The 23,257-nt window shown below is 42.1% G+C and carries 22 protein-coding genes and 5 tRNA genes; 6 read left to right on the forward strand and 21 right to left on the reverse strand.

Going from position 1 to position 23,257, the window contains the following annotated elements; all coding sequences use genetic code 11:
* Window position 1 precedes the first annotated feature (1 nt).
* The 19 genes from rpoB to M2470_RS09555 form a co-directional block, all read right to left on the reverse strand.
* Window positions 2-3,817: a DNA-directed RNA polymerase subunit beta gene (gene rpoB / locus M2470_RS09465; protein ID WP_280744736.1), complete on the reverse strand. Its 3,816-nt coding sequence runs from the start codon at window positions 3,815-3,817 to the stop codon at window positions 2-4.
* 105 nt (window positions 3,818-3,922) lie between these two features.
* The gene (gene rplL, locus M2470_RS09470; protein ID WP_280744735.1) at window positions 3,923-4,303 is read right to left on the reverse strand and encodes a 50S ribosomal protein L7/L12; all 381 of its coding nucleotides are present in this window, start codon (window positions 4,301-4,303) and stop codon (window positions 3,923-3,925) included.
* 41 nt (window positions 4,304-4,344) lie between these two features.
* Complete coding sequence (gene rplJ, locus M2470_RS09475; protein ID WP_280744734.1) at window positions 4,345-4,875, reverse strand: 50S ribosomal protein L10; 531 nt, start codon at window positions 4,873-4,875, stop codon at window positions 4,345-4,347.
* A 15-nt stretch (window positions 4,876-4,890) separates the two neighbouring features.
* Window positions 4,891-5,589 (reverse strand): 50S ribosomal protein L1, encoded by a 699-nt coding sequence (rplA, locus tag M2470_RS09480; protein WP_280744733.1) that lies wholly within the window; start codon window positions 5,587-5,589, stop codon window positions 4,891-4,893.
* A 14-nt stretch (window positions 5,590-5,603) separates the two neighbouring features.
* Window positions 5,604-6,047 carry a 50S ribosomal protein L11 gene (gene rplK, locus M2470_RS09485; RefSeq protein WP_280744732.1) on the reverse strand — a complete coding sequence of 148 codons (444 nt, stop codon included), beginning with the start codon at window positions 6,045-6,047 and terminating at the stop codon, window positions 5,604-5,606.
* A 70-nt stretch (window positions 6,048-6,117) separates the two neighbouring features.
* Window positions 6,118-6,660: a transcription termination/antitermination protein NusG gene (gene nusG / locus M2470_RS09490; RefSeq protein WP_280744731.1), complete on the reverse strand. Its 543-nt coding sequence runs from the start codon at window positions 6,658-6,660 to the stop codon at window positions 6,118-6,120.
* Window positions 6,661-6,680: 20 nt separating this feature from the next.
* Complete coding sequence (gene secE, locus M2470_RS09495) at window positions 6,681-6,875, reverse strand: preprotein translocase subunit SecE (protein ID WP_280744730.1); 195 nt, start codon at window positions 6,873-6,875, stop codon at window positions 6,681-6,683.
* 25 nt (window positions 6,876-6,900) lie between these two features.
* Window positions 6,901-6,973, reverse strand: a tRNA-Trp gene (locus tag M2470_RS09500).
* A 46-nt stretch (window positions 6,974-7,019) separates the two neighbouring features.
* Window positions 7,020-8,207 carry an elongation factor Tu gene (gene tuf / locus M2470_RS09505; protein WP_280744729.1) on the reverse strand — a complete coding sequence of 396 codons (1,188 nt, stop codon included), beginning with the start codon at window positions 8,205-8,207 and terminating at the stop codon, window positions 7,020-7,022.
* A gap of 67 nt (window positions 8,208-8,274) precedes the next feature.
* Window positions 8,275-8,346 (reverse strand) — tRNA-Thr (locus M2470_RS09510).
* Window positions 8,347-8,352: 6 nt separating this feature from the next.
* Window positions 8,353-8,425: transfer RNA gene (locus tag M2470_RS09515), tRNA-Gly, on the reverse strand.
* A gap of 28 nt (window positions 8,426-8,453) precedes the next feature.
* Window positions 8,454-8,536: transfer RNA gene (locus tag M2470_RS09520), tRNA-Tyr, on the reverse strand.
* Window positions 8,537-8,565: 29 nt separating this feature from the next.
* Window positions 8,566-8,639: transfer RNA gene (locus tag M2470_RS09525), tRNA-Thr, on the reverse strand.
* A 100-nt stretch (window positions 8,640-8,739) separates the two neighbouring features.
* A complete protein-coding gene (gene raiA, locus M2470_RS09530; protein WP_280744728.1) occupies window positions 8,740-9,039 on the reverse strand; it encodes a ribosome-associated translation inhibitor RaiA in 300 nt (99 codons plus the stop codon).
* Complete coding sequence (locus M2470_RS09535; RefSeq protein WP_280744727.1) at window positions 9,029-9,943, reverse strand: tyrosine recombinase XerC; 915 nt, start codon at window positions 9,941-9,943, stop codon at window positions 9,029-9,031. The genes raiA and M2470_RS09535 overlap by 11 nt, the downstream gene beginning before the upstream one ends.
* Window positions 9,944-10,014: 71 nt before the next feature.
* Window positions 10,015-10,206 (reverse strand): 30S ribosomal protein S21, encoded by a 192-nt coding sequence (gene rpsU / locus M2470_RS09540; RefSeq protein ID WP_280744726.1) that lies wholly within the window; start codon window positions 10,204-10,206, stop codon window positions 10,015-10,017.
* Between the two features lie 112 nt (window positions 10,207-10,318).
* A complete protein-coding gene (gene mtnA, locus M2470_RS09545; RefSeq protein ID WP_280744725.1) occupies window positions 10,319-11,368 on the reverse strand; it encodes an S-methyl-5-thioribose-1-phosphate isomerase in 1,050 nt (349 codons plus the stop codon).
* Between the two features lie 38 nt (window positions 11,369-11,406).
* Window positions 11,407-12,258: a hypothetical protein gene (locus tag M2470_RS09550; protein WP_280744724.1), complete on the reverse strand. Its 852-nt coding sequence runs from the start codon at window positions 12,256-12,258 to the stop codon at window positions 11,407-11,409.
* Window positions 12,259-12,355: 97 nt separating this feature from the next.
* Window positions 12,356-13,126, reverse strand: a complete 771-nt coding sequence (locus M2470_RS09555) for a helix-turn-helix domain-containing protein (RefSeq protein WP_280744723.1) — start codon at window positions 13,124-13,126, stop codon at window positions 12,356-12,358.
* A gap of 170 nt (window positions 13,127-13,296) precedes the next feature.
* Between M2470_RS09555 and M2470_RS09560 the strand changes: the two genes are divergently transcribed.
* From M2470_RS09560 to M2470_RS09580, 5 genes are all read left to right on the forward strand, one after another.
* The gene (locus M2470_RS09560; RefSeq protein WP_280744722.1) at window positions 13,297-14,733 is read left to right on the forward strand and encodes a DUF1593 domain-containing protein; all 1,437 of its coding nucleotides are present in this window, start codon (window positions 13,297-13,299) and stop codon (window positions 14,731-14,733) included.
* A gap of 211 nt (window positions 14,734-14,944) precedes the next feature.
* Window positions 14,945-16,732, forward strand: coding sequence for an aminopeptidase P family protein (locus M2470_RS09565; RefSeq protein WP_280744721.1), 1,788 nt, complete (start codon window positions 14,945-14,947; stop codon window positions 16,730-16,732).
* A 65-nt stretch (window positions 16,733-16,797) separates the two neighbouring features.
* Window positions 16,798-17,316 (forward strand): gamma carbonic anhydrase family protein, encoded by a 519-nt coding sequence (locus M2470_RS09570; RefSeq protein WP_280744720.1) that lies wholly within the window; start codon window positions 16,798-16,800, stop codon window positions 17,314-17,316.
* Window positions 17,317-17,335: 19 nt separating this feature from the next.
* Window positions 17,336-18,481, forward strand: a complete 1,146-nt coding sequence (locus tag M2470_RS09575) for a serine hydrolase (protein ID WP_280744719.1) — start codon at window positions 17,336-17,338, stop codon at window positions 18,479-18,481.
* A gap of 20 nt (window positions 18,482-18,501) precedes the next feature.
* Window positions 18,502-19,611, forward strand: coding sequence for a carbohydrate-binding family 9-like protein (locus tag M2470_RS09580; protein WP_280744718.1), 1,110 nt, complete (start codon window positions 18,502-18,504; stop codon window positions 19,609-19,611).
* Window positions 19,612-19,617: 6 nt separating this feature from the next.
* On the opposite strand, the gene M2470_RS09585 is transcribed toward M2470_RS09580, so the two are convergent.
* A complete protein-coding gene (locus tag M2470_RS09585; protein WP_280744717.1) occupies window positions 19,618-20,331 on the reverse strand; it encodes a DUF3784 domain-containing protein in 714 nt (237 codons plus the stop codon).
* Between the two features lie 20 nt (window positions 20,332-20,351).
* Window positions 20,352-21,698: an alpha/beta fold hydrolase gene (locus M2470_RS09590; protein ID WP_280744716.1), complete on the reverse strand. Its 1,347-nt coding sequence runs from the start codon at window positions 21,696-21,698 to the stop codon at window positions 20,352-20,354.
* 155 nt (window positions 21,699-21,853) lie between these two features.
* Between M2470_RS09590 and M2470_RS09595 the strand changes: the two genes are divergently transcribed.
* Window positions 21,854-23,254, forward strand: coding sequence for a C1 family peptidase (locus M2470_RS09595; RefSeq protein ID WP_280744715.1), 1,401 nt, complete (start codon window positions 21,854-21,856; stop codon window positions 23,252-23,254).
* Window positions 23,255-23,257: the final 3 nt, after the last annotated feature.

The following is a 23,257-nucleotide window of genomic DNA, read 5'->3' on the forward strand; positions in this document are numbered from 1 at the left end:
ATTAATCCAGCGTAAAACTCAAGCCAAGACCTCTTAATTCATGCAGCAATACGTTCAGTGATTCCGGAATACCTGGATTCGGCATTGGTTCACCTTTTACTATTGCTTCGTAAGCCTTGGAACGTCCGATTACATCATCTGATTTAATCGTGAGAATTTCCTGCAAGATATGAGCTGCACCAAATGCTTCAAGAGCCCAAACCTCCATTTCTCCGAAACGCTGGCCCCCAAACTGTGCTTTACCTCCTAACGGCTGTTGAGTAATCAATGAATACGGTCCGATAGAACGGGCATGCATCTTATCATCAACCATGTGACCGAGTTTCAGGAAGTATGTCATACCAACAGTTGCCGGTTGGTCAAATCGCTCACCGGTACCACCGTCATACAAGTATGTTTTTCCGTAACGGGGAATTCCGGCTTTGTCCGTCCAGTTGTTCAGGTCGTCCATAGAAGCACCGTCAAAAATAGGCGTCGCAAACTTCACATCTAATGTCTTGCCTGCCCAACCTAATACAGCTTCAAATATCTGACCCAGGTTCATACGAGAAGGCACCCCTAAAGGATTTAAACAGATATCTACCGGAGTTCCATCTTCAAGGAACGGCATATCTTCCTGACGAACAATCTTGGAAACAATACCTTTATTTCCGTGACGTCCTGCCATTTTATCTCCGACCTGTATCTTACGCTTTTTAGCGATGTAGACTTTGGCCATCTGAACAATACCGGTTGGAAGCTCATCTCCAATTGTAAGGTCGAATTTCTTACGCTTCAAATCAGCATCCAGTTCTTTGTATTTCTTCAAATAGTTCAGGATGACTTCTTTTATCAAATCATTTTTAGACTGATCAGTAGTCCACTTGCTAACCTGAACAGAATTATAATCCAAACCTTCCAACTCCTTGCGGGTAAACTTCACTCCTTTAGGAATAACTTCCAGGTTCATATAATCTTTCACACCCTGAGAAACTTTTCCACTTGTCAATACCATTAACTTCTCAACAAGTACGTTCTTCAGGTCTGCCATTTTCTGTTCATACTCTTCATCCAGTTTTGGAAGAATAGCTTTATCTGTCAATCTTGATTTACGTTTCTTCACAGCTTTAGAGAAGAGGCTGGTTTCAATAACTACCCCTCTCAGTGAAGGTGTTGCTTTCAAGGATGCATCTTTCACATCACCAGCTTTATCCCCAAATATTGCACGTAACAATTTTTCTTCAGGGGAAGGATCTGATTCACCTTTCGGAGTAATCTTACCGATAAGGATATCACCTGGTTCGATACGAGCACCTACCCTAACAATACCTCTTTCATCCAAATCTTTGGTTGCTTCTTCACTCACGTTAGGTATATCAGATGTCAACTCTTCCATACCGCGCTTCGTTTCGCGAACCTCCAATATATATTCATCAACATGTACAGACGTGAAGAAGTCTTCACGTACCATACGTTCGTTCAAAACAATAGCATCTTCATAATTATATCCCTTCCATGGCATGTATGCAACCTTAACGTTACGCCCCAAAGCCAATTCTCCTTTTTGAGTAGAATAACCTTCCGTAAGCATCTGACCAGCTTTCACACGGTCACCACGTTCTACAACCGGACGCAAATCGACAGTTGTATTTTGGTTTGTTTTACGCCATTTAGGAATATTGTATGTTTCAACCGCATCTTCAAAACTTACAAAGTCTTCATTCTCTGTACGGTCATATTTAATCTTAATGCAAGTTGAATCAACAAAAACAACTTCGCCATCACCTTCGGCAAGAATCTGCGTGCGGGAATCTCTTGCAACCTGTCCTTCAATACCCGTACCCACAATAGGAGATTCCGGACGTAATAATGGAACAGCCTGGCGCATCATGTTAGATCCCATCAATGCACGGTTTGCATCATCATGCTCTAAGAAAGGAATTAAAGAAGCAGCAATAGACGCAATCTGAGTTGGAGAAACGTCCATCAAGTCTACTTCTGCCGGAGTAACCAGTGGAAAGTCTGCCTCCAATCTTGATTTTACTCTATCCCGTATAAATTTGCCATCCTCATCAAGTGGAGCATTTCCTTGGGCAATCATCAATTTTTCTTCTTCTTCCGCAGTATAATATTGCAGCCCTTCTTCCGAGAAATCAACTTTGCCACCCTCCATAACCCTACGATAAGGAGTAGCAATAAACCCTAAATCACTAATCTTTGCATACACACAAAGAGAAGATATCAAACCGATATTAGGTCCTTCAGGTGTTTCAATCGGACAAAGACGACCATAATGTGTGTAGTGTACGTCACGCACCTCGAAACCGGCACGCTCTCTGGACAAACCACCAGGTCCTAATGCAGACAAACGACGTTTATGAGTAATTTCAGCCAATGGATTCGTTTGATCCATAAACTGTGACAATGCGTTTGTACCAAAAAATGAATTAACAACAGAAGAAATTGTCTTCGCGTTAATCAAATCAATCGGAGTAAACACCTCATTATCGCGCACATTCATGCGTTCGCGCACTGTACGAGACATACGAGCCAAACCAATACCAAATTGATTATACAACTGCTCACCTACAGTACGTACACGTCGATTACTCAAGTGGTCAATATCATCAACAATAGCTTTAGAGTTAACCAACTCAATCAGATATTTGATAATCTCAATAATATCTTCTTTCGTCAGAACCTTAATCTCTTCACTTGTTGTAAGACCTAATTTTTTATTTATTCTGTAACGTCCAACTTCCCCAAGATCATATCTCTTTTCAGAGAAGAACAGATTCGTAATAATTTCACGGGCACTTGTTTCATCAGCAGGATCTGCATTTCTTAATTGCCTGTAAATATATAATACAGCTTCTTTCTCCGAGTTACTTGGGTCTTTTTGGAGTGTATTGTATATAATCGCATAGTCGGATAGATTTTGATCTTCACGATGTAATAAAATATTTTGCGTACCCGAGTCTAGGATCGCTTCAATATTATCTGTATCCAATACCGATTCACGGTCGATAATAACATCGTTACGTTCAATAGATACAACTTCACCTGTATCTTCGTCAACAAAGTCTTCAACCCACGTTTTCAAAACACGGGCAGCCAACTTTCGGCCTATTAGTTTTTTCAGATTTGTTTTGGTAACCTTTACCTCTTCAGCCAGGTTGAAAATTTCGAGAATATCCTTATCACTCTCAAAACCAATAGCTCTTAGCAAGGTAGTTACCGGTAATTTCTTTTTACGGTCGATATAAGCATACATTACATTGTTTATGTCTGTTGCAAATTCGATCCATGAGCCCTTGAACGGGATAATACGTGCTGAATACAATTTTGTCCCGTTAGCGTGTATACTCTGTCCGAAGAATACGCCCGGAGAACGGTGTAACTGAGAAACAACAACACGTTCCGCTCCATTTATAACGAAAGTACCTCTTTCTGTCATATATGGAATAGGACCCAAATACACATCCTGAACAACAGTATCAAAATCTTCATGATCAGGATCTGTACAATATAATTTCAATTTTGCCTTTAATGGCACACTATAAGTAAGTCCACGTGCAATACATTCTTCAATCGTATATCTGGGTGGATCTATGTAATAGTCCAAAAACTCCAATACGAAGTTATTACGGGTATCTGCTATTGGAAAATTTTCCGCAAATACCTTATATAGTCCCTCCTTTTTTCTCTTTTCGGGAGGCGTGTCAAGTTGAAGAAAGTCTTGGAATGACTTCAATTGTACTTCGAGAAAGTCCGGATAAGGGAGTAAATTCTTTATCGAAGCGAAATTAATTCTTTGGTTTCCAGTTGTTGAAGACATTTAGTTGGGAATTTATTGAACTTAATGAAAATATAGACACAAAAAGGTTAAGAATCACTTTTATAGATGATTCTTAACCAAATTTACCTGTAACAGGCTATAATACTATTTAAGCTCAACTTCTGCTCCAGCTTCTTCCAAACTTTTCTTTAATCCTTCAGCATCAGCCTTAGCAATACCTTCTTTAATATTGCTTGGAGCACCGTCTACTAAATCTTTAGCTTCTTTCAAGCCAAGACCTGTCAATTCTTTCACTAATTTAACGATTGCCAACTTATTAGCTCCCGGAGATTTCAAAACAACATCAAAAGAAGTTTTTTCTTCAGCAGCATCAGCAGCACCACCACCGGCAGCAGGACCAGCTACAGCAACAGCTGCAGCAGCAGGTTCGATACCATATTCTTCTTTCAGGATAGTAGCTAATTCGCTAACTTCTTTTACAGTCAAGTTTACTAATTGTTCAGCAAAAGCTTTTAAATCTGCCATTTTTGTATGATTTAAATATTTGTTTATCTTTTAATTTAATTTTATCTTTCTTCCAGAGTTTTCAAAACTCCAAGAATTGTTTGTCCTGATGATTGTAAAGCAGAAACCACATTTTTTGCCGGAGATTGCAACAAAGCAATAACATCGCCAATAAGTTCGTTTTTGCTCTTGATATTCACCAAAGCCTCCAGGTTTTCAGCTCCAATATAAAAGCTTTCCTGTACGTAAGCAGCTTTCAATTGAGGTTTAGCTTCTTCCTTTTTCTTTTCAGCTTTAGTAAAATCTTTAATCAGGCGGGCCGGTACATTTGCCACATGAGAAAACATAACAGCTGTATTACCTTTCAAAGCACTATCCAATTGAGAGAAATCCCCTTCAACATTTTCTAATGCTTTTTTAAGCAAGGTATTCTTTACAACTACCAGTTTCACTTCCTTTTTAAAACATTCCCGTCTCAACGCACTTGTTTTTTCGGCATTAAGAGCTTCTATGTTTGTCAAATAGAAGTTGGGATACTCCTGTATTGTGGCAGTAAGTTGTTCTATAATTTTGCTTTTATCTTCCTTTTTCATCGTTCAATTGTTTTATTAATTTTCCTCAACTGATTTCGGGTCAATTTTAATACCCGCACTCATTGTACTTGAAAGATAAATGCTCTTTATATATGCACCTTTTGCAGCAGTCGGTTTCAACTTAATCAAAGTAGAAATAAATTCCTTTGCATTTTCACGAATCTGGTCAGGAGTAAAAGACACCTTTCCTACTGATGTGTGAACAATACCGGTTTTGTCTACTTTAAAATCGATTTTACCTTGTTTTACTTCTTTGATAGCCTGTCCTACATCATTGGTAACAGTTCCACTCTTTGGATTCGGCATCAAACCACGTGGGCCTAATACTCTACCTAAAGCACCAATTTTACCCATGATAGAAGGCATCGTAATGATAACATCGATATCAGTCCAACCTCCTTTAATTTTGTCAATATATTCGTCCAATCCAACATAGTCAGCTCCAGCTTCATTCGCTTCAGCTTCTTTGTCGGGAGTACATAATGCAAGAACCCTGATCTGCTTACCTGTTCCGTGAGGCAATGATACCACACCTCTCACCATTTGATTGGCTTTACGGGGGTCAACACCTAAGCGAACATCAACATCAACAGAAGCATCAAATTTTGTAGTAGTAATTTCTTTTACTAATGCAGAAGCTTCTTTTAATGTATATGCTTTCCCAGGTTCAATTTTTCCTAAAGCCAATTTTTGATTTTTCGTAAGTTTAGTCATCGCAATTGATTTTTTTAATTATTACCCGGGAATGTCCCTTTAACAGTGATACCCATACTTCTAGCTGTTCCAGCTACCATTTTCATAGCAGCTTCAACAGTAAAGCAGTTCAAATCCACAAGTTTATCCTCTGCGATAGTCTTTACCTGATCCCAGGTTATTTCCGCAACTTTCTTACGGTTTGGCTCTGCAGAACCTCCTTTTAATTTAGCTACTTCCATTAATTGGATAGCTACAGGAGGAGTCTTAACTACAAAGTCAAAAGACTTATCAGCATAGTAAGTAATTATGACAGGTAATACTTTACCTGGCTTGTCTTGGGTCCTGGCATTGAATTGCTTGCAAAACTCCATAATATTAATACCCTTAGAACCTAAGGCAGGTCCTACTGGCGGAGAAGGGTTTGCAGCTCCTCCTTTAATCTGTAATTTGATTTGTCCAGCAACTTCTTTAGCCATTTTTCTAAAATTTATTGATTATAAAATCAAACTTAAAAGAACTCAATACTGCTCCGTAACAAGCAAATACTTATTCTTTTTCTACCTGTAAATAACCCAATTCAAGTGGGGTTTTCCGTCCGAAGATTTTAACCATCACTTTCAGTTTCTTTTTCTCAGCGTTAACCTCTTCAATCACTCCACTGAAGCCATTGAATGGGCCAAAAGTAACTTTTACGTTTTCACCAACGTAGTATTGGATATCCAAATCATCGTGTTGCTCCTGCAATTCATCAACCGTACCTAAAATACGGCTTACTTCTGCTGGGCGTAGAGGTATTGGATTTTCCGAACCGCCAAGAAAACCTATTACATTGGGAATGTTTCTTAACCGATGCGCTACTTCACCAACTAAATTAGCTTCTACTAATACATAACCCGGCAGGTAGGCTCTTTCTTTCATCACCTTCTTGCCGTTACGCATCGTAAAAGTTTTTTCAGTAGGAATCAACACCTGCGATACATATTCCCCCAAGTCTGTATTTTTTAATTCAGTCTCAAGATATTCTCTAACTTTATTCTCTTTGCCACTAATGGCTCGCAGAACATAAAATTTTTTATTATTGTCAGACATATACTACCTTAAAACACCAATTAAAATACTCGCTCGTAGACAAAACGCATAATGTTTTCAAAGCTTATATCAACCACAAAGATCAATGCCGCAATTATTAGGGAAGCAAACATGACAACCACAGCACTATTGGAAAGTTCAATCCTTGTAGGCCAAGAAACTTTATATACAAGTTCGTTATAAGATTCCTTAAAATAGTTAATTATTTTCTTCATTTGAATCTATAGATTTTCTTTTTTGCACGGAAGGAGAGGCTCGAACTCCCGACACCTGGTTTTGGAGACCAGTGCTCTACCGACTGAGCTACTTCCGTATGGGTAGTCGGACGTTTAAATCCGACTACTTAATTTATAGTAGAATTAGTCTATTAATTCTGTAATCTGACCAGCACCTACTGTACGACCACCTTCACGGATAGCGAAACGCAAACCTACGCTACAAGCTACCGGGTAGATCAATTCTACAGTAATAGTTACATTGTCACCTGGCATTACCATTTCAGTTCCTTCAGGAAGAGTGATCTCACCTGTTACGTCCAATGTACGGATGTAGAACTGAGGACGATATTTGTTATGGAATGGAGTATGACGACCACCTTCTTCTTTCTTCAAGATATAAACTTCAGCCTTAACTTTTGAGTGAGGTTGAACTTTACCCGGGTGAGTAATAACCATACCACGTTTGATTTCGTTTTTGTCGATACCACGAAGCAACAAACCTACGTTATCACCAGCCTGGCCTTCGTCAAGAATCTTACGGAACATTTCAACACCTGTAACAACAGATTTCATATTTTCAGCACCTAAACCGATAATAGAAACTTCTTCACTGGTTTTGATGATACCAGTTTCGATACGACCTGTAGCAACAGTACCACGACCTGTGATTGAGAATACGTCTTCAACAGGCATCAAGAATGGTTTGTCAACTTCACGAGGAGGAATTGGAATCCAATTATCACAAGCATCCATCAATTCCATTACTTTATCTTCCCACTGAGGATCACCGTTCAAACCACCTAAGGCAGATCCACGGATAACCGGAGTGTTATCGCCGTCGAAGTTATAGAATGAAAGAAGTTCTCTCATTTCCATTTCAACCAGTTCCAACATTTCTTCATCGTCAACCATGTCACATTTGTTCATGAAAACAACCAATCTAGGAACGTTTACCTGACGAGCCAAAAGGATGTGTTCACGTGTCTGAGGCATAGGACCATCAGTAGCAGCAACTACGATGATAGCACCGTCCATCTGAGCAGCACCAGTTACCATATTCTTAACATAGTCGGCGTGACCCGGACAGTCTACGTGAGCATAGTGACGGTTTGCAGTCTGATACTCTACGTGTGAAGTATTAATAGTAATACCTCTTTCTTTTTCTTCCGGAGCGTTGTCGATAGAGTCGAATGAGCGCAATTCAGAAAGACCTCTTTTTGCTAATACAGTAGTAATAGCGGCAGTCAAAGTTGTTTTACCGTGGTCAACGTGGCCGATTGTACCAATGTTAACGTGGGGTTTCGATCTGTCAAAATGTTCTTTTGCCATAACTTAATTTGTTCTTTATTTAATTAATGATCATATTCTTTTATGCAATCTTTCTTTTCAAAAAAAGAGCCGGTGCCGAGACTTGAACTCGGGACCTCTTCCTTACCAAGGAAGTGCTCTACCGCTGAGCTACACAGGCAATAAGAGCGGAAGACGGGGCTCAAACCCGCGACCCTCAGCTTGGAAGGCTAATGCTCTATCAACTGAGCTACTTCCGCAATTTACAAGTGACCCTTTCGCTTGTTGTGGGCAGTGATGGATTCGAACCACCGTAGGCGTAAGCCAGCTGAGTTACAGTCAGCCCCATTTGGCCACTCTGGTAACTGCCCTATTGTCACAAGCGGATTTACACTTGTTGAGCCTCTTGTCGGATTCGAACCAACGACCCCGAGATTACAAATCACGTGCTCTGGCCAACTGAGCTAAAGAGGCATTTTATTCACTACATAAAAGAACAACCGCTTCGTCACAAGGCGAAACGGCTGCAAATTTAGATATTATTTCTTAGTTACCAAAAATATTCTGGCTTTTTTTATTTAGTCCGAGCTTTTTCTTTGAATTTAAGTAATTGCTTGGATAATGCTTCCGCACACTCGTCTACTGCTTCTTCAAATGTGTCGCCAATCTTCTCTGCGAACAACTCTCCATTCTTGATTTTTAATTTTATAGACGCATTCTTATTTTGTGCTGTTTCAGGCTTCACAACTTTCAAAGTTACTTCTGCCAACAAAATACCGTCAAAGTATTGTTCAAGTTTTGCTACTTTCTTTTGAACAAATGCTTCCAACTTAGCGGTAGCATCAAAATGGATCGACTGAATTCTAATGTCCATAAAAACCTCCTTCTTTTTTAGCTCTGGGATGAGCATGATACACTTTTTTTAATTCCTCAAAGGTTGTATGCGTATAAACGCTGGTAGAAGCCAAACTGCTATGTCCCAATAATTCTTTCACAGCATTCAACTCTGCCCCGTTGTTCAGCATACTTGTTGCAAATGAGTGTCGCAACACATGCGGACTGCGCTTTGACAGTGTAGATATATCCGACAAACTCTTCTTCACTATATTATAAACAATCCCGGTGGAAAGTTGTTCGCCGTTTTTACGAACAAAAAACCATCCTCCGGATAAACCTACTTCTTCGTTCCGCACATTAATATATGTTTGCATCAAATCTTTCAACCTTTCTGCAAATGGAATTAATCGCTGCTTATTACGTTTACCGGTTACTTTCAACAAAGATGCATCAAAGTCAACATCCGTATCCTTGATACCGATCAACTCGGAGCGTCTCACGCCTGTATCATAAAGTAATTCAAGCAGTAGCCGGTTTCTCACCCCTTCAAAATCATCATCAAAGCTATTCCCATCCAGCAGAGAATCCAGTTCTCCTTCCCGAATGAAATAGGGTAACGCTTTTTTCTTCTTGGGGCCGTTTATGAGCCGCAAAGGATTGGCAGAAACAACTCTTTGCTTAATAAGAAATTTAAAAAATGATTTCAAAGAGCTCAACTTCCTGTTTACAGAAGAGGGGGACAGATTCTTATCCAACAAAAAAACGATCCAATTCCGAACAATGTCAGAATCAATCGTTTCCGGTTCAAATAATCCTTCATGATTCGCTTTTACATATTCCTCAAACTGTTCTAAATCTTTAGAATATGAAATTACAGTATAATCAGAATAATTCCGTTCATACCGAAGATAATTTATAAACGAATCAATCAACCTATTCACGTTGCATCAACTTTAATTCCCTGCAACGAATATAGGAAATAGAATTCAAAAATACAAACTCAGGAGGATATTTATTCTTCTGCTTGCTGCAATTGCTGAACATAAACAGCACGCATCATTTGTTTTCTCTTTGAAACTGATGGTTTGGCAAATGCCTGACGGCTTCTCAGCTCTTTAACAACACCTGTTTTCTCAAACTTTCTTTTAAATTTCTTAAGCGCTTTTTCAATATTCTCGCCTTCTTTCAATGGAACTACGATCATAAGTTTTTTTATTACTTTTTTATTTATTCTGAATTAATTACAAACTTTAAACGGGCAGCAAAATTACTGATTGTTTTGAGATAATCAAAACTTTTCGGAAAGAAATCAACCTTTAATCAAAAATATACACCCCTTTATGCGGATAAACAATTCCTTTTTCGGTAATGATTGCTGTTATCAGCGAATGAGGAGTTACATCAAAGGCGGGGTTAAACACCTTAACGTCAGCAGGTGCCATGCGATGCGCATACCACATCTCTGTTACCTCTTCCGGCTTCCTTTCTTCAATAACAATCGAACGACCATCGGGGCAAGAGCGATCCAAGGTAGTAGTCGGCCCCAATACATAAAAAGGTATATGATAGTAGTCCGCCAGAACGGCCAGGCCGGAAGTTCCCACTTTATTGGCTACATCACCGTTTGCGGCAATACAGTCGCAACCCACAAGGACAGCCTGCACCCAGCCTTTTTGCATAACCGAAGCGGCCATATTATCACAAATTAAAGTTACATCCACCCCGGCTTGTTGCAACTCATAAGCCGTCAGCCGGGCACCTTGTAATAAGGGACGTGTTTCATCTGCAAATACCTTAAATCCATAACCTCTCTCCTGCCCTAAATAAATGGGAGCCAAAGCTGTTCCATACTCCGACACAGCCAGATGTCCGGCATTACAATGCGTCAGAATACCCATATCCGGCTCAAGCAGCGACAATCCATACTCCCCTATTTGCCGACAGGCTTTTGCATCTTCTTCTCTGATATTTTCCGCCTCTACACGTAAGAGTTGCTTTATCTCCGGAATCGGCTTATTTACATGTAATAATACAACTTGCTCCATCCTATCAAGAGCCGCTATCAGATTTACAGCCGTTGGTCTCGAGCCTGCCAGATACGTTTTTATCTTTTGAAATTCTTTCAGAAAAACCTCATACGAAGCCGTCTCTATCTGCCTGCAACAAACATATATTCCATAAGCTGCTGCAATTCCAATAGCAGGCGCCCCTCTCACTTTCAACTGATAAATAGCATCCCATACCTCCTCCGGAGATGTAAGATACAGATACACTTCCTTTTCCGGAAGCTGCATCTGGTCCAATATAATCAATGTATCCGCATATTTATTTAAGGATACGGTCTTTAGCTTCAATAGATTTTGCATTGTTTATATTCTGTTAAAACAGCCTGATGCCTGATCTGCTAATAGCGCCTTGGCGAAGCGGCAGCATCTATAGCTACACCGGCTACGCCAATAGCTACTACCCCTGTAATGACAACAATGGTAGATACGCTTTCTTTTCGGATGTAGAAAAAGTCGCCCCGTTGTTCGTTATTGGCTCGGAAATAATTGGGTGGCGTATGGCCTGCTTTGATCAGTTGGGTAATGTAAAAGCTTTGTTCAAAGGGCATCGAGCGGCCTCTCTTCCCGTTTTCATCCACAGTATATAAGGTAAGGTAGCTTCTGAAACGCAAAGGTGAATCATCTTCCGTATAATGTATCGTTTTCAGTTTCTTCATCGAATTATTTTGAATTTCAAACGTTTCCTTGGCATACTGTTCGTTAGGAATATGTTCAAAGCCTAAATTAGAAAGGGTTACCGGCGTATTGTTAATAAAAGAATGTGGGGGGATAAAGGCTACACATTCGGGCAAGGAGGTTCTACCTGAAAAAGTACCGTTCGCCTCATTATAAGTGGCATCCGGAAATAAATAATCCCGGTAAGAATAGGTATCATTATAAACCTCTCCGGCTACCGAAAAATCACGACCTACATAGCTATTTGCCACATTTTCAACAATCAAAGCCGATTGTTGCCAATCCATAAAAAGAGGTTCATCCAGCTTATTATGAATGGTTATCTCGATAGGCAAACCCTCTCCATAAAAACAATAGGCAATAGAAACCGTATCATTCTCCTGCACAAAGTCACCATTCGTCTGCTTCACCACTTGTACATCATTGCTTCCAATCATCGAATAATAATAGGTAGTACAAGAGCAAAACCCTAACAAAGAAAATATGATGACACCAATCAAAATCTGCCTTTTCATAACATTACAATTTAGCATTATCAGCTTCGTACCAAAGATAACAAAAAAGTAATAAAAGTCTATACTTAAAGCTAAGATTTTAATGTTGCAGAAAGATTTACGGATTTCCCTTTTCTGAAGCGGCGTACAGGTTTCTGTATTCACGAGGCGTACAGCCGTTGGTTTTCAAAAATGTTGCATGGAAACGGTTCAATGAATTAAAACCACAGTCAAACGCAACGTCACTAATGCTCATATCAGATAATACGAGTTTTCTTTGAGCATGGGTGATACGCTCCTGAATGATATACTCATAGATAGAACAGCCAAATACTTTCTTAAATATGGCATTGGCATAATCAGGATGAAGACCAACAGCTTTTCCTATGTCGCCTACACGAATGGGATTCATATAATTTCGAGTAATATAGATTGCCATTTGTTCAATCAGACTCGGTTCATGCTCATATAATATGGTGAAATTATTCTCGGTATCAATACGTTTAGCCATTCTTAAAAGACGTGCTTGCATTTCAAGTAATATCAAGTAAACATTGTTGGATTGGTTAATATCCCTTAGCCAATTTGCGAGCATAAACTCATCATGCGGCGCAAACTGGCTCGAAGGATCTACTATGATTCTCCCTTTAAGAACATGATCTACAATCAAGGCAGGCAATTTCCATTCTAAAAAACAGGAAAGTGGTATCGTGCAGACGAAATAAGGGGAATTTTGCTCATAATCAACAATCTGATGGGGAATAAGCCCCCAGAATAATGTCAGCTTTTTAGGAGGAATCGTTATCTTGCGATCATGAAACAGGTAGGTTATACTACTCTCAGGAAAGTAGTTTATCTCTATTTCATTATGCCTGTCGGGTTTAGGCATAATATTAGTATGCCACAATTCGCAAGTCAACCCATAAGGCGTAAACTCTTTTCGCTCACTGTCAAAACTCTTTAATTTCTCGGAAAACGACATTTTTAAACTAAAATATTGACTGATTAATCTCAATAACTGGTCTAAATTTACACAAATTTTTAACATCCATAATCACCATGAAGAAAAAACACATATTATGCATCTGTTTGCAGATTATTCTCCTGCAATTAACGTACACTGCAACCGCACAAAAAACAGTTTTCGGATCTTCTTCGTTAAAACCTCGTATTGTGGTTCTGACAGACATCGCTCCAGCCGATTTGGAGCCAGACGATATGGAATCAATGGTTAGACTTTTTGTCCATGCCGACCTGTTCGAAATAGAGGCAGTGATCACATCGGGAGGATGGAACACCAGCGATCGCGTCTACCCGATAAGTTGGAAAGACAGCCTATCCACAGTTACGAATGCTTACGAAAAAGATTTGCCGAATTTAATAAAACGTTCTGGTCAACATTCTTTTTTGCCCTTAAAGAAAGAGTCTGGGAAACAGAAGATTGGATATTGGCCCAGTGTGGAGTATTTGAAAAGTCGCTCTTTTATGGGTAGTCTTGAATTAGGACAAGCAAAAATAGGGAAAGAAAACAATTCGGCGGGTAGTGATTTTATTATTCAGTTGCTTGACGAAGCGGACGACCGTCCTTTGTGGGTATTGGCATGGGGTGGAGCCAATACGCTTGCACAAGCCCTCTGGAAAGTAAAAGAAGAACGTAGTGAGAAGGAATTGAAAACTATTTTGCATAAACTCCGTGTCTACACCATTACCGACCAAGATGTTTCCATTAATGATGCTAAGAATTTCGCATTCAGTTCACACCAGTGGATGCGGAAAGAATTTGGTAAAGACCTCTATTTTATTTGGGACGAAAGCGCATGGCTTGCTCAAAACGCCATAGGATCAAAGAATTGGGAGGATTACGCCAAGCACATACAAACGCATGGCAACTTAGGGGCTGTTTATCCTACTTATAAATGGGGTGTGGAGGGAGATACTCCATCATTTCTCCACGTTTTGCCCAACGGCCTGAACGACCCCAATACAGAACGACAAACCGGTTGGGGTGGTTATTTTGAGTGGGGAATGAGTAGAGACGGCATTACTTCTTGTTATACCAATTTCGTTCAACCTGCTAAGGGCATTTCCGAGAAATACGAGAACTATTTCTATCCGGCCACCTTTGCCAATTTTGCTGCGCGAATGGATTGGGCTCATAAAGGAATGGGAAACCGTAATCCTGTTGTTATCGTGAATAAGAAAAAGGGAATGAATAATATACGAATCAACACTCAAACGGGTAAAACTATCAAATTAGATGCTTCCAAATCATTCGACCCAGATAATAACCGGCTTTCATTCCATTGGTGGATTATGCCGGAATCAGGAACATATACCGGTACTATTAAGATAGATAACAGCGATCATAATTACACAACAATTAAAATACCGACTGATGCAGCCGGGAAATCATTCCATGTGATTTGTGAAGTAACAGACGATGGGGAGCATCAGTTGAAAAGCTACCGAAGAATTATTGTTGAGGTTGGAAAATAATTTTGCAGAAATATAGTCCCACAACTGTAGAACATGTGTTCAACATATATAGAACATGCGTTCAACAGTTGTTGAACACATGTTCTACAACTGTGGGATTTCAATTTTGTTGATACAGACAGGAAGTACGCCTGTCTTTTTTAAGTATGTTTGGTCTGTCTACAATAACTATTTATTAACTTTGCGACTTGATGACATAATTATTATTGACATGAAAACAAGCATACAAGAACGCCTCATGGCATTACGGGAAGCCATGAAAAAGCATCGGATTGATGCGTATATCATACCCAGTTCAGACCCTCACTTAAGCGAGTATGTACCTGCCCGATGGAAATCACGCGAATGGATATCCGGTTTTACAGGCTCTGCGGGGACAGTAGTAGTAACAGCTACCAAAGCTGGCTTGTGGACAGACTCTCGCTATTTCCTGCAGGCTGCCGAACAATTGAAAGATACGGGGATTGACCTTTACAAACTGATGCTTCCGGAAACACCGTCTATTAACGACTTTCTGCTGCACGAACTGGCAGAAGGGCAGACTGTAGGAGTCGACGGACAGTCGTACAACGTTTCCGACAGCCGTAACCTGAACAAATTCCTGTCGAAAAAAGATATTAAGCTGAATACCTCTGTAGACCTGATAGACGAGATATGGAGCGACCGCCCGGCCATTCCTGACAACAAGGTGTTCGAACTTCCGGTAGAAATGACCGGCCAGTCTGTTCACGACAAGCTGGATGCCATCAACAACCAACTGCACAAAGCAGGTGCCGATTGCCTGATATTATGTGCCTTGGACGAAATAGCCTGGACATTCAACATCCGGGGTAATGATGTGATCTACAATCCGGTAGTGGTGAGCTATGCCTTTGTTTCCGAGAACGAAACCGTATTGTTTATCCAGCCGTCAAAGCTGACTCCTGAAATAGCCGGACACCTAAAGGAAGAAGGAGTTGTGTTAGCCGACTACGACAAGATAGTGCCTTATCTGAGCAAATTGCAAGGAAAGAAAACGGTATTTATTGACCCGGCCCGCACCAATGTAGCCTTGTATCATGCCATACCCAAAGAGTGTGGAATTATAGAAGGTATTACACCTGCCAATCACCTGAAAAGCATCAAGAACAAGACAGAGATTGACGGATTTCGCAACGCATTGGTGAAAGACGGTATAGCGCTGACCCGTTTCTACATCTGGCTTGAAAAGCAACTGGCTGCGGGCAATAAAGTAACAGAGATAAGCGCCACAGAAAAGCTATCTGCCCTGCGTGCCGAACAGCCGCTACACATATCCGACAGCTTTAATGCCATTTGCGGATACGGCCCTCACGGAGCCATCGTTCATTACAGCGCGACTCCCGAGACCGATGCGGAAATCAAACCCGAAGGCATCCTGCTGATGGACTCAGGCGGCCAATACTTGGATGGCACGACAGATATCACACGTACGGTCGCCTTGGGAGAGCCTACAGAGCAGATGAAGAAAGACTTCACCCGTGTGCTGAAGGGTACGATAGGCATTGCCAAGTGTAAATTCCCGGCCGGGATACGCGGTTGCCTGATAGACGCCTTTGCACGGAAAGCGCTCTGGGATGCCGGCATACAGTATCTGCACGGAACCTGCCACGGCATAGGTCATTGCCTAAACGTTCACGAGGGGCCACAAAGCATCCGCATGGAAGAAAATCCCGTTATACTGGAGTCGGGCATGGTAATGAGCGACGAGCCGGCCATGTACCGCGAAGGCCAGTACGGCATACGTACGGAAAACATGGTGTTGATTATCGAAGACAGCGTTACCGAATTTGGCAAGTTCCTGACCTTTGAAACATTAACCTTGTGTTATATCGACACCAAGCTGGTTATTCCCTCCATGCTCTCCGTTCGCGAACATGCCTGGCTAAACAAATATCACCAGTTAGTCTACGACAAACTAAGCCCGCACCTGAACGAAGAAGAAAAAGCGTGGCTGAGAGAGAAAACGAAAGAAATCTAAATCAATGGTTAATGGTTAATTATTAATTATCAACAATTAACCATTAATAATTAACAATTAATAAAGTGGCTTTAATTAAATCAGTAAGGGGTTTTACTCCTGTAATTGGGAAGGATACGTATCTGGCAGATAATGCCGTTATTATCGGGGATGTTGAGATTGGGGAAGGATGCAGTATCTGGTTTGGAACGGTTTTGCGCGGGGATGTAAATTCGATCCGGATCGGGAATGGTGTAAATATACAGGATGGCTCTGTGCTTCATACCTTGTACGAAAAATCAATCATCGAGATTGGCGATAATGTGTCCGTGGGGCATAATGTTACCATTCATGGGGCAAAGATTTGCGATGGGGCATTGATCGGTATGGGGTCGGTAGTGCTGGATCATGCAGTCATTGGCGAAGGAGCAATTGTTGCTGCGGGATCTGTTGTTCTCAGCAATACAATTGTTGAACCGGGCAGTATCTATGCCGGCGTGCCCGCCAAATTCGTAAAAAAGGTAGACCCCGAACAATCCAAAGAAATCAACCAAAAAATAGCCAAGAACTACCATATGTATTCTTCCTGGTATAAAGAAGACTAATTAAACCCATAAAGCGCCCATGAAGAAGAAAGCTGGGATTATTGTAACAGTAGTTATTTGTCTGGCGGTTGGCTTTTTAATGTTGCCGTCTAACTACTATTTGAGAAAAGCACTGGTACATCTGCTTCCTCAAATAGACCAATATGAAATCTTTGAGAATCGCGTAATAAAAGCGGGTGACCCGAAGGCTTGGGAGACGTCGGAAGAGTACAATAAGCTGGCTTTGCCGGAGGAACTCCTGCCTTCGTTTGAAGCCTATGAGACGGTTGCCTTTGTTGTTGTTAAAGACAGCTTATTATTGTTTGAGGAGTACTGGGATGATTATTCGGCTCAGTCGCACAGCAACTCTTTTTCAATGGCAAAAAGCATTGTTTCACTGGCGATTGGCTGCGCTATTGATGATGGATTCATCAAGAGTGTAGACCAGCCGGTGAGCGACTTTTATCCTGCGTTCAAGGGGTATAATGGAAAGGCTTTGACTATTCGCCATCTGCTCACGATGAGTGCTGGGGTGGATTTCCAGGAAGCCTATTCTTCTCCCTTCTCGCCTACTACTAAGTTGTATTACGGGAATGATTTGTCTAAGATCGCTTTCGGCATGAAGGAGATCGAAGAACCGGGCATAAACTTTGTCTACCAGAGCGGAGTCACGCAATTACTGGCTTTCATCGTAGAAAAAGCTACCGGAGAGTATCTCAGCCACTACGTATCCCGTAAGCTATGGACACCCATGCATGCCGAGGAAAACGCCCTCTGGAGCCTGGACAGAAAAGATGGGATGGAGAAAGCCTACTGCTGCTTCAACAGCAATGCACGCGACTTCGCCCGCTTCGGACAACTCATGTTAAACAAAGGGAGTTGGGACGGACAGCAATTAGTTTCCGAGTCGTACCTGACTGAAGCGCTTACGCCCGACACCAACCTCAGGTATGCCGAACATAACGAGCCGAACCATTGCTACGGATTCCAGTTCTGGCAACTTATATATAAAGGTATGACGGTTCATTATATGCGAGGTATTTTAGGCCAATACGTATTTGCAATTCCCGAGAAAAATGCCGTTATTGTGCGCTTGGGAAGTAAGCGTAGTGACAGCTATACCGCCCAACATTACCCGGACGATATTGATATCTGGCTGGAAGCCGGATTAAAATTAATAGACTAGACACCATAAACACAATTCACATGAAAACACATTCCAAAGGTATGATCGGAATTGCCTGCTTATTGTTAACCGCCTGCAATCCAAAAGAAGAAAAGAAGGAAATAGACTATTTCCCGCCCGTATCGTATGATCCGCCCTCATACGTGTGCTATAAAGCGCCCACTACTATTACGATTGACGGGGTACTGTCTGCCGAAGAATGGGACATGGTCCCCTGGACAGCCGACTTTGTAGATATTGAAGGAGACAAGCAACCTAAGCCTTATCTGCAAACAAGAGCTAAAATGGCGTACGACGATGCAGGCCTCTACATTGCCGCCCTATTGGAAGAACCTCACATCTGGGCAGACATTACCGAGCATGATGCCGTTATTTTCCAGAATAACAATTTTGAATTCTTCATTGACCCGACAAATGACACCCATAACTACGTGGAATACGAAGTGAATGCTTTGGGCACGGAATGGGACTTATTCCTGAGCAAACCCTACCGGGACGAAGGTTGCCTTGTATTCAGCAACTGGGAGTTCATGGGCATGCAGTCTGCCGTTCACATAGACGGAACAATCAATAAGCCCAACGACACGGATAAGTCCTGGAGCATAGAGATTTTCCTACCCTGGAAATCTGTTTACCAGTTGGTGCCCGGAAAGAGAAAACCGGAGCCAGGAGACCAGATACGTATGAACTTCTCGCGCGTAGAATGGGAAACCAAAGTAGAAGACGGAAAATACATAAAGGTACCTTTCAAAGGAGAAGAGAAAATACGCGAGCACAATTGGGTATGGGCTCCCACCGGAGTGATCGACATCCACCGGCCGGAGCTCTGGGGCTTCGTTCAGTTTTCTGAGAAACCAGCCGGAACCGGAGAAGAGACCTTTGTGGCAAGCGGCGATGAAGATACGAAATGGATGCTTCGCAACCTGTATCACAGGCAACGGCAATACCTTCGCAAGTTCGGACAGTATGCCACATCCATAGCCGATCTGAAACCGGAAGAAGTTTGTCCGGAAGAGATCGTTCCTCAACTGACATTAGACAATACCCCTTCGATGTACGAGATGAGCCTCCCCTCTCCTAACGGCAGGATATGGCGCATCCGTCAAGACGGATTAGTGTGGAGCCGCTAAGCCATCTCAGCTCTCCAACTTCGTATTGATCTCAGCATACAGCCGCTCTAAGTCTTCGGGCTTGGAGCGGTTTATTATTACGGGGTCGTTTGTTGTTGAGTGGATAATCAAATAAGGTCCCTCGTAAGAATGGAGGAAAAGCATTACCTTCCCCAATTCATCAGTGCGGAAGTATCCTTTGCGGTATTTCCACAAACTGAATCCGTTGGTGCGCAAAGTTATATCCGGCATAGTCTCCCGATATTCCATTTGCGTGATATTTTCAAAGGGGATGTTTACTCCATAGCTTCCGGTTATTTGCACACGATCCTCATACACGACCACTTTGTCGGACATTCCGCTGTAAACGATATAGATCATAAATCCAATAAGAAACGCAAAAACGAGCAGATTTTTATACCTGCTAAACCTGGAAATAGTAAGCGCTTTCGTATATCTTTGCCGGGCAACTACAGTAATCCCTACCCCTCCGAAAATAACGATCGGTGACAATATATCCATCAAGGAGATATCTCCTGTTTTGCTCAGTATGAATGTACCGAGAATCAGGCAAAGCCCCATCCCGATAAAGACGGAACGCACCATGCGGGAAAGCCCGGCAATATCTACTTTTTCCCTTTCTTCTTTCGGCATGGTATTATAGCCCGACAGCAGCATAGGAAAGCGCACAACCAAGAATCCCAATACAATTAAAAAAAGTCCTGCAATATAAGTAGCCATAATCATCTTAAATTATATGATTAACGTTTCAACAACCAGTCGGCTATATCCTTTAGCACTTCAGGGTTGATGGTTTCTTCTATTTGCGCATATTCGGCGGGTAAGCCGGAGTTAGAGGTTTGAAACAGGTGGTTTAAGCCAAAATAGGGCTTAGTAGTTACCTCTTTATTGGTAGAGAGCCCTTCCAGTATGGCAGACAGGTTTTCACTACAAGGCACCTGTAAATCATTCATTCCGTTCAGAGCCAGTATCGGACAGCTAATCTTTTTAAAATACGGGGATGGGTCGTATTTCAGAAAGCTCACGATTTCGGGAGAAGAAAGTTGCTTTACAGCCGGATCGATCTGCTTTTCCATATACGTTCCGGTAAAGAGCTGAGTGATGCCGTCGCGCAACTGGAAAAAGCTGGTTGCTTCTACGGCCAAACGCTGAGCCTGATCCATGTAGTCGTTGTACTGGTTGATATATTCTTCAGGTATATTCGAGGCTGTAAAGAGTGCCTTGCGTTGCATCCTCAGCAAGGAAAAACCATCTACTCCCACGCCTGCCATCGTTACGATAAAGGCTGGGACTTTCTCTGATGCCAGCTTAAACGCAATTCCGCCCCCTTCGCTATGCCCTACAATCCCTATCTTTTCTTTATTGATCTCTTTGCGGGTTTTCAGATACTCGACTGCTGCCTGGGCGTCGGAGGCAAAATCATCCAGTGTTGCCTTCGCATAATCTCCTTCCGACTGGCCAACTCCCCGGTCGTCGTAACGTAAAACAGCTATCCCCCTTTGCGTTAAATAATCGGCCAATACCAAAAACGGTTTGTGCCCCATGATTTCCTCGTCCCTGTTTTGCGGACCACTACCGGACACCAGTACTACAGCCGTAAAACTGGTCGAAGATTTTGGCAGCGTCAGGGTACCGGCCAGCCGGATACCGGCTTTTTCATTCATAAAGCTTACCTCTTCTGTATGGTAAGCATCTGTCTGTCCCGGCGTCTGCGAGCGTTCTATGGGCTCCGGTTCCCGGCGAGACAAATCAAGTGTGAAAGTTTGCCCTCCTTGCGTAAAGGAGCCTTTTATGATACCTTCTTTATTTAATTCGCCTTTGTAAGCAAAATCAATGGGTGCTATCTGAATATTCACAGCATTATTCTCAAATGTAACAGATGTAACAGGTATTTTTTCTGCCGTCTGATCTGGGCTCTCCATGGTGGCGGTGTAGCCATTGTCCGACTGGCTGATATCAAATGTCAGTCGCATACTAAAACCGCCCACATCCGGACGGCCATACCATTTGCCGGTAATATCCGGCTGCGCCGAACAGGATGTTACCAACAAGATCAGCAACAAAAATAAAAAGGAAAGCTGTTTCATATCTATAGGTCTTTAATACACAAATATAGCCCGTTTGCCAATTGAAATAGTACAGGAGCAAATAAAAATCACTCACATGCTATTTTTTTTCGCTCGTTAGCGAAAAACGAAGCAAAAGTTTACCTTTGCAATATAACTTCTAAACAAATTATATCATGAGGAGAAATTTATTCTTAACGCTAATCGCTATTTTTACTGTCTCACTATCCGTAAGTGCGCAGCAAACAAAGGGAGGAATCTCGAACGAGATGCTTAAACAAATCAAAGAAGCCTATCAGGGAAGCCAAACGGACAAAGCACTGCAAAATGCCATCGCAAATAATGACATTAACAAGCTATCCGTCAACCTGGACAATAAAAACAATTTCGATACCTATTTTTCACACCGGGTAAACAGCAAAGGAATTACCAATCAAAAGTCGTCAGGCCGCTGTTGGCTCTTCACCGGATTGAATGTCTTCCGGTCTAAAATTATCGCGAAACACAATCTGAGCGACTTCCAGTTCTCGCACAATTATCCCTTCTTCTGGGATCAATTGGAGAAAGCCAATCTCTTTCTGCAAGGTATTGTAGATATCCGCGAGAAGCCTATGGATGACAAAATGGTGGAGTGGTTGTTCAAAAACCCGCTGAGCGACGGAGGGCAGTTTACGGGTGTTGCCGATATTCTCAGCAAGTATGGCGTTGTACCTGCCGACGTAATGGCCGAAACCTATAGTAGCGAAAATACGCGCATGATGGCCAACCTGATTTCGTTGAAACTAAAAGAATTCGGCCTGCAACTAAGGGAGCTGTCGGCTAAAGGCTCAAAACCTGCCGATCTGGAGAAAAAGAAAACCGAAATGCTGGGAACAGTGTACCGCATGCTGGCATTAAGCCTTGGCGAACCTCCCGCAAGCTTCTCGTGGACATTGAAAGATGCCAAAGGTAACCCGGTATCTACCAAAGAATACACGCCGCTATCTTTCTATCAGGAATTTATTGGCGCCGACCTGAAGAACAATTATGTAATGCTCATGAACGACCCTAGCCGGGAGTACTACAAACTGTACGAGATAGACTTCGACCGCCACGCCTACGACGGCAAAAACTGGACGTACGTGAACCTGCCGGCAGAAGACATTAAAGAAATGGCGATCCGCTCGATCAAAGACAGCACAATGATGTACTTTTCCTGCGATGTGGGTAAGTTTTTCGACCGGGAACGTGGCCTGCTCGACGTAAACTACTACGACTACGGCTCCTTGATGGGTACCACTTTCGGCATGGACAAGAAGCAGCGGATACAGACCTTCAGCAGTGGATCTTCACACGCTATGACCTTAATGGCCGTAGACCTGGACGCAAACAGCAAACCTAAGAAATGGATGGTAGAAAACAGCTGGGGGCCGGGCGCTAACAACGGACACCTCATCATGACCGACGAATGGTTCAACGAATACATGTTCCGCCTGGTAATAGAAAACAAATATGCCAGCGACAAGGTAAAAGAAATTCTCAAACAAAAACCAACTCGCCTTCCCGCATGGGATCCAATGTTTATGGAGGAAGATTAACTT

The sequence above is a fragment of the Parabacteroides sp. PH5-46 genome, assembly GCF_029892785.1.
Classification (GTDB): Bacteria; Bacteroidota; Bacteroidia; order Bacteroidales; family Tannerellaceae; genus DFXE01.

Coding starts and splice junctions, on each gene's coding strand:
- rpoB (WP_280744736.1), bottom strand. CDS start 3,817: ATGTCTTCAACAACTGGAAACCAAAGAATTAATTTCGCTTCGATAAAG.
- rplL (WP_280744735.1), bottom strand. CDS start 4,303: ATGGCAGATTTAAAAGCTTTTGCTGAACAATTAGTAAACTTGACTGTA.
- rplJ (WP_280744734.1), bottom strand. CDS start 4,875: ATGAAAAAGGAAGATAAAAGCAAAATTATAGAACAACTTACTGCCACA.
- rplA (WP_280744733.1), bottom strand. CDS start 5,589: ATGACTAAACTTACGAAAAATCAAAAATTGGCTTTAGGAAAAATTGAA.
- rplK (WP_280744732.1), bottom strand. CDS start 6,047: ATGGCTAAAGAAGTTGCTGGACAAATCAAATTACAGATTAAAGGAGGA.
- nusG (WP_280744731.1), bottom strand. CDS start 6,660: ATGTCTGACAATAATAAAAAATTTTATGTTCTGCGAGCCATTAGTGGC.
- secE (WP_280744730.1), bottom strand. CDS start 6,875: ATGAAGAAAATAATTAACTATTTTAAGGAATCTTATAACGAACTTGTA.
- tuf (WP_280744729.1), bottom strand. CDS start 8,207: ATGGCAAAAGAACATTTTGACAGATCGAAACCCCACGTTAACATTGGT.
- raiA (WP_280744728.1), bottom strand. CDS start 9,039: ATGGACATTAGAATTCAGTCGATCCATTTTGATGCTACCGCTAAGTTG.
- rpsU (WP_280744726.1), bottom strand. CDS start 10,206: ATGATCGTAGTTCCATTGAAAGAAGGCGAGAATATTGAAAAAGCGCTT.
- mtnA (WP_280744725.1), bottom strand. CDS start 11,368: ATGCAAAATCTATTGAAGCTAAAGACCGTATCCTTAAATAAATATGCG.
- M2470_RS09550 (WP_280744724.1), bottom strand. CDS start 12,258: ATGAAAAGGCAGATTTTGATTGGTGTCATCATATTTTCTTTGTTAGGG.
- M2470_RS09555 (WP_280744723.1), bottom strand. CDS start 13,126: ATGCCTAAACCCGACAGGCATAATGAAATAGAGATAAACTACTTTCCT.
- M2470_RS09560 (WP_280744722.1), top strand. CDS start 13,297: ATGAAGAAAAAACACATATTATGCATCTGTTTGCAGATTATTCTCCTG.
- M2470_RS09565 (WP_280744721.1), top strand. CDS start 14,945: ATGAAAACAAGCATACAAGAACGCCTCATGGCATTACGGGAAGCCATG.
- M2470_RS09575 (WP_280744719.1), top strand. CDS start 17,336: ATGAAGAAGAAAGCTGGGATTATTGTAACAGTAGTTATTTGTCTGGCG.
- M2470_RS09580 (WP_280744718.1), top strand. CDS start 18,502: ATGAAAACACATTCCAAAGGTATGATCGGAATTGCCTGCTTATTGTTA.
- M2470_RS09585 (WP_280744717.1), bottom strand. CDS start 20,331: ATGGCTACTTATATTGCAGGACTTTTTTTAATTGTATTGGGATTCTTG.
- M2470_RS09590 (WP_280744716.1), bottom strand. CDS start 21,698: ATGAAACAGCTTTCCTTTTTATTTTTGTTGCTGATCTTGTTGGTAACA.
- M2470_RS09595 (WP_280744715.1), top strand. CDS start 21,854: ATGAGGAGAAATTTATTCTTAACGCTAATCGCTATTTTTACTGTCTCA.